Genomic DNA, 5,574 nt, shown 5'->3' on the forward strand with positions numbered 1-5,574 from the left:
TTCTATATCAACTACGGATTTGTTTGAGGCAGCATACATTTTAGGACACCACCCGCCTGTTCTTCGCGCAGGTTGGTGAACCAGATGGCGGCGATGAACAGCGGCAAGGCGGCCAGTTGCCAGCGCCAGGGAAGACGGTTACGCATCGTTTGCCCCTCAATAATGTGGCGGCACTTCGTCCGCCAGACTGCGCGGCGTCTCGCTGCCGCGTTCCTGCAATTGTTGCCAGAGTAGGCGCAACTGCCCCTGTTGCAAATCCAGCGCGGCGCGCAATTCGGCCACCGCCGTGTTCAGCGTCGCCAGCAAATCCTCCTGATAGGCGAGGCGGATTTCCAGCTGGGCGAGGCGTTCTTCGTCCGCCGCATTCATGGCGTCGCCCCGTGCTGTTGGCTATATTCCATGCCGCCGGCGGGCGCGGCCGGGTCGTTCACCCCGGCAACCGCTTCCACCTGCACCGGGGTTCCAGCAATAGTGACGGTTTTGGGTGCTTGCAGGATGCGGCGCGCCTTCAGGTATTCAACGCGCAACTGCGTCGGCGATGCCCAGCGCAGGTTGACGCCATAGGCGTGGGCGTTGCGCGTCGCGCCATATAGTCGCAGCGCTGCTTCGCCGCCAACCGCCGCGCCATGCGGCAAGACGAAGACGTCATAGGCGAAATCCGCCGTCGCGCCCGCATTGACCTCAACCACGACCGCATCCGCCTTGCCATCCGGCGCGGCGACGCGCGCGACCTCAACGCGGGAGACGCCATCGTCGCCGCAGCCGCCCAGCGCGAAGAGCGCTGCCAGCGCAAGCGCACGCATTACTTGCGATCCAGCCGCAGCTCGCCGCCCTGGGCGAAGTTCTCCGGCTTCATGTCCTCGATGCTAATCCACACCGCAGACTCGGCCACACCCAGCGATTCGCACACTGCGCGCGTGACCGCTTTGACCATCGCGCGTTTCTGTTCGACCGTGCGGCCTTCGACGATTTTTACGTTAATAACGGGCATAAAACACCTCACATACAGGGAAGAAAAGCGGATTATAACAGGCGACAATCGCTATAATATCGCGGCTTTCAATTCATAACCTGAGGTGTATCATGGAAAAACGCGCGCTGCTCTATACCGGCAAATCCAAAGCCATCTACGCGACCGACGACCCCGAACTCGTCATCATCCACTACAACGACGACGCCACCGCGGGCAACGGCGCCAAGCACGAAATCATCGAAGGCAAAGGCATCCTCAACAACCGCATCGCCACCCTCATCTTCCGTGCGCTCATCGCCGCTGGCATCCCGACGCACTACCGCGATACCCTGAACGACCGCGAACAGCTCTGCGAAAAAGTGGAAATCATCCCGCTTGAAGTCATCGTGCGCAACGTCATCGCCGGCTCGATGGCCGCCCGCCTCGGCTTTGAAGAAGGCAGCGAAACCGAATACCCCATCTTTGAAATCTGCTACAAAAACGACGCCCTCGGCGACCCGCTGATTAACGACGACCACGCCGTCGCCCTCGGCATCGCCAGCTACGAAGACCTCGACCGCATCTACGAACTGACCGACCAGATTAACGCCACCCTGTTTGACATCTTCGACGAATGCGACATCCTCTTGGTGGACTTCAAAATCGAATTTGGCCGCACCGCCGACGGCGAAATCGTCCTCGCCGACGAAATCAGTCCGGACAGCTGCCGCCTCTGGGATGCCGATACCAACGAACACCTCGACAAAGACCGCTTCCGCCGCGACCTCGGCGGCCTGCTCGAAGCCTACCAGGACGTGCTGGAACGCCTCGAAGAACGCGAGGACGACGACGCATGAGCCTCGACTACAAAAGCGCGGGGGTGGACAAAGAAGCGGGCTACAACACCGTCGCCCGCATCAAACAATACGCGGGCGCGACCCACAACGCCCGCGTCCTCGGACAAATCGGCGCCTTTGGCGCCTTTTACGACTTGAGCGGCTACCGCCACCCCATCCTCGTCTCCGGCACCGACGGCGTCGGCACCAAACTGAAAATCGCCTTCGCCCTCGGCCAATACGACACCATCGGCATTGACGCCGTCGCCATGTGCGTCAACGACATCCTCTGCCACGGCGCCGCGCCGCAATACTTCCTCGACTACCTCGCCTGCGGCAAACTCGAACCCGAAATCGCCGCCGACATCGTCAAAGGCGTCGCCGACGGCTGCGCCCAGGCGGGTGCGGCGCTCATCGGCGGCGAAACCGCCGAAATGCCGGGCTTCTACCAGCCGGGCGAATACGACATCGCCGGATTCGCCGTCGGCGTCGTCGAAAAAGACGACCTCATCGACGGCAGCCGCGTGCAGGCGGGCGACGTGCTGATTGGCCTGCCATCCTCCGGCTACCACAGCAACGGCTACTCGCTCTTGCGCAAAATCTTTACCGACCTTGACGCAGTGGTGGACGGCAAAAGCGTCGGCGCCCACCTGCTGACCCCGACCAAAATCTACGTCAAACCCGTCCTCGCCGCGCTCGCCGCGCACCGCGTGCATGGCCTCGCGCACATCACCGGCGGCGGCCTGCCGGAAAACCTGCCACGCGCCTACGGCAAAGGCCTCACCGCCGTGGTGGACACCGCGACTTTCCCGCGCCCGCCGCTGCTCGATTCCATCCTCGCGCACGTCAAAAAAGACGAATGCTACGGCACCTTCAACATGGGCATCGGCTTCATCCTCATCGTCCCGCCAGATGAAGCGGATGCGGTCATCGCCACCCTGAAAATCCACGGCGAAGATGCCCGCATCATCGGCCAAATGGAGACGGGCGACACGCCACTACGGTTGCAATAACGCTGATAACTGCAAAAAAAACCGCCCCTGCCGGGCGGTTTTTCTTTTGCTGAAACGCGGCAACCCTCTGGCGGCAATAGCGGAAATTTTCCGCTGTTGCCAACAGACGTCAAATGGCCTCTCAGAAGCGGTAATTGAAATTCAGCAGAAACTCGCGCCCCGCTTCCGGCAGGCTGATAGACGCCGCGCGCTGGCTGTGGCTGCGGTAGTATTTGTTGCCGACGTTGTTGATGGCGAAGTTGACGTTGAAGTTGTCCTTGCCCAGCGGTTGCCAGTTCACGTAGAGGTCATGCACACCGTAACCCGCGCGGCGGTTGGTTTCGCCCTCTTCGTCCACATAGCTGCTTTTTTCGGCGTATCTGCCGCGCCAGCCTGCTTCCAGCGACGGGTTGTCGAAGCGGTACGAGAGCCCGGTGTACCACTGTCTGCCCATCGGGATGGCGGTGGCGATGGTGTCGGCGGTCGCGCCGTTGATTTTCGGCTTGCTGTAGTTCACGCCCGCGCGCGCACTCAGCCCTTCCCAGTGCCAGGCGGCGCTGATTTCGTAGCCCCGGTTTTTCAGTTTGCCTTCGCTGACCAGTTCGCGGTATTCGCATTCGCGGCCACGGCAGTTTGCGCCGCGGTAGTTTTGCAGGTCTTTGATGGTTTGCTGGTAGTAGCTGCCGTCGATTTCAAAGCTGCCAAAGCGCCAGGTGCCGCCCACTTCGGCGGTGCGCGCCTGTTCGGCCTTGACGCGCTTGCCAAAGCGGAGGTCGGTGTCGGCGAGCATGGTTTCGTAGAGGCGCGGGCTGCGTGAGGCGGTGTTGTAGCTGGCGCGCAGCGCGAGGTCGTCGTTCACGTCCCAGATGGCGCCGATGCTGGGGCTGATGCGGCTACCGCTGTTTTTGTTGTGGTGGGTGTCGTGCAGCTCGTAGCGGTCGTAACGCACGCCGGTGGTGAGGGTGACGGGCTTGAAGTCCCAGATGCCTTCGACGTAGCCGCCGATGTCGCTTTTTTTCTGGTCGTGTTTGGCGGTTTCGTGGGTTCCCGGACTGGCTTTTTCCTGGCGCTGGTTGAGGCCGTATTTGACGCGGTGGCCGCTGTCGCCGAGCGGGGTGGTCAGGCCGAGGTTGAAGCCCTGCGTTTTGATGCGCACGGTTTCGCCTTCGGCTTTTTGCCGGTTGTCAATGTAGAAGAGGTTGCTGTCAATGTCGCCAATCGCGCCGAGGCCGCGTCCTTCGTAGGCGAGGTTGGTGGTATCGGCGATGCGGTGGCGGTGGCGCGGCGCGTCGCGGTTGCTGCCGAAGGAGAATTCTTCGCGCAGGTTGCGTTCGCCGTATTGTTCTTCGCGGCGCTGGCTGAGAGTGAGGCGGTTGTGGTCGTCAATGTGGTAGTTTCCCTTGACGAGGAAGCTGCACGCGCCGAGGCCGCTGTGTTCGATTTTTTTGCCGTCGCCCGCCTTGTAATCTTTTTGCGTGTTCCAGTTGGCGATGGCGATGCCGTCCACCTGTCCGCCCTGGCCATAGACCGCGAAGCCGCCGTTATGGCCTTTGTTGCTGCTGACGCCGCCGTTGATGCGCGCGCCAACCGCCTGGCCGTCTTCGAGCAGGTCGGTGGCATCCAGCGTTTCTGCCTTGATACTGCCGCCGATGACGCCGATGCCCGCGCTCGCCGCGCCTGTGCCTTTTTCGACGCGGATTTGTTTCATCAGCGCCGGGTCGCTCATGAAGCGGCTCTGGTGGTGGAAGATTTGGCTGGTACTGACCGTGCCGTCCACGTTGTAGTCAATGTTGCTCTCGCCGAGGCCACGGATGGTCGTCCATTGCGAGGTGCCGTTGCCGCCGCCAAAGGCAACGCCGGGCTCGTCTTGCAGCGCGGCCTTGACGTCGGTGGCGGTGCTGCGTGCGAGCGCCTGCCAGTCCTTGACCGGTGCGGTGGCGTTCGCGTTGCCTTCGCTTTTGATGGTGATGGCTTCAAGCTGGGTCGCTTCCTGCGCCTAGTTGGCAGCGGCAAAGAGCGCCAATGAAAGCGCGGAGAGGCGGAATGCGGTGGGGTGGTGCATAAAGATTCCTTGACTTGTCAGATATAAAAAAGCGGCAACGCTGTCGCTGCCGGGTTAAACGGGAACAGTTCTTATCCCTGAAGTGATTGTAACATCGTCTTCATCTTTTACAAGGGGTTAGCGGTTTGGCGCGCGCAAAAGAAAACCGCATGAACGGCAGGCGTTTATGCGGTCTTTTGATGGTGAAGAAACCATGTTTTGAATGACTTAATTAGAATTTCTTGAAAACAATAATGTTGCATAATTCTTGAAATAAATTGCAGAATTATCCCGCTCCTCCTGTAGGAGAAACGGGATAACTTTTTCCATAATAAGGGAAATTCGACAATAGTCTTTAATACCTACCAATTACCTCGTTAAATCTAAATTCTACCCTTCTATTCCAATATGTTTTACCTTCAGATTCCTTAAGAATAGCTTTGCCAACGCTACCAAATTCAATAGCTTTCTTTGCCAGTTCTGCCGTGGTGCACTCTTTATTTCCTGATAAAGCCTCGACTTCTTCCTGATTTTTTGCATTACGTAATTTTGCATCACATTCTTCTAAAAGCGCTTTAAGCTTCTCTGGATTATTAAAATAATATTCCGCATCTTTTTCGGAACCACACCCCACCAATACTGCAAAAGCGGCGGTCAAAAACATACATTTTCCGTTCATAAAAACTCCTAAAATGAGAAAGCGCCAACAATCATGGCGCTAACATCCTAAAACAAAAAAAAAAAAAATAAAGC

8 protein-coding genes are annotated in these 5,574 nt (G+C 58.8%); 2 read left to right on the forward strand and 6 right to left on the reverse strand.

Annotation, left to right across the window (positions count from 1 at the left end):
- Window positions 1–11 precede the first annotated feature (11 nt).
- From Q0349_RS09070 to Q0349_RS09085, 4 genes are read right to left on the reverse strand one after another with little or no spacing between them, the layout of a single operon-like run.
- Entirely contained in the window at window positions 12–146 is a 135-nt protein-coding gene (locus Q0349_RS09070) for a hypothetical protein (RefSeq protein WP_298080548.1), read from the reverse strand.
- A gap of 10 nt (window positions 147–156) precedes the next feature.
- Window positions 157–369, reverse strand: coding sequence for a SlyX family protein (locus Q0349_RS09075; RefSeq protein ID WP_298080549.1), 213 nt, complete (start codon window positions 367–369; stop codon window positions 157–159).
- Complete coding sequence (locus Q0349_RS09080) at window positions 366–803, reverse strand: hypothetical protein (protein ID WP_298080550.1); 438 nt, start codon at window positions 801–803, stop codon at window positions 366–368. Before Q0349_RS09080 ends, Q0349_RS09075 begins: the two co-directional genes overlap by 4 nt.
- Window positions 803–991, reverse strand: a complete 189-nt coding sequence (locus tag Q0349_RS09085) for a 4-oxalocrotonate tautomerase (RefSeq protein WP_298080551.1) — start codon at window positions 989–991, stop codon at window positions 803–805. Before Q0349_RS09085 ends, Q0349_RS09080 begins: the two co-directional genes overlap by 1 nt.
- Before the next feature lie 92 nt (window positions 992–1,083).
- On the opposite strand from Q0349_RS09085, the gene purC reads away from it, so the two are divergent.
- The gene (gene purC, locus Q0349_RS09090; protein WP_298080552.1) at window positions 1,084–1,809 is read left to right on the forward strand and encodes a phosphoribosylaminoimidazolesuccinocarboxamide synthase; all 726 of its coding nucleotides are present in this window, start codon (window positions 1,084–1,086) and stop codon (window positions 1,807–1,809) included.
- Window positions 1,806–2,801, forward strand: coding sequence for a phosphoribosylformylglycinamidine cyclo-ligase (gene purM, locus Q0349_RS09095; RefSeq protein WP_298080553.1), 996 nt, complete (start codon window positions 1,806–1,808; stop codon window positions 2,799–2,801). The genes purC and purM overlap by 4 nt, the downstream gene beginning before the upstream one ends.
- 121 nt (window positions 2,802–2,922) lie before the next feature.
- Here purM and Q0349_RS09100 read toward each other — a convergent pair whose 3' ends face one another.
- Window positions 2,923–4,749, reverse strand: a complete 1,827-nt coding sequence (locus tag Q0349_RS09100) for a TonB-dependent receptor (protein ID WP_366916302.1) — start codon at window positions 4,747–4,749, stop codon at window positions 2,923–2,925.
- Window positions 4,750–5,176: 427 nt separating this feature from the next.
- Complete coding sequence (locus tag Q0349_RS09105; RefSeq protein WP_298080554.1) at window positions 5,177–5,485, reverse strand: hypothetical protein; 309 nt, start codon at window positions 5,483–5,485, stop codon at window positions 5,177–5,179.
- Window positions 5,486–5,574 lie beyond the last annotated feature (89 nt).

Origin of the sequence: uncultured Cardiobacterium sp. (assembly GCF_938028185.1) — a bacterium.
Classification (GTDB): Bacteria; Pseudomonadota; Gammaproteobacteria; order Cardiobacteriales; family Cardiobacteriaceae; genus Cardiobacterium.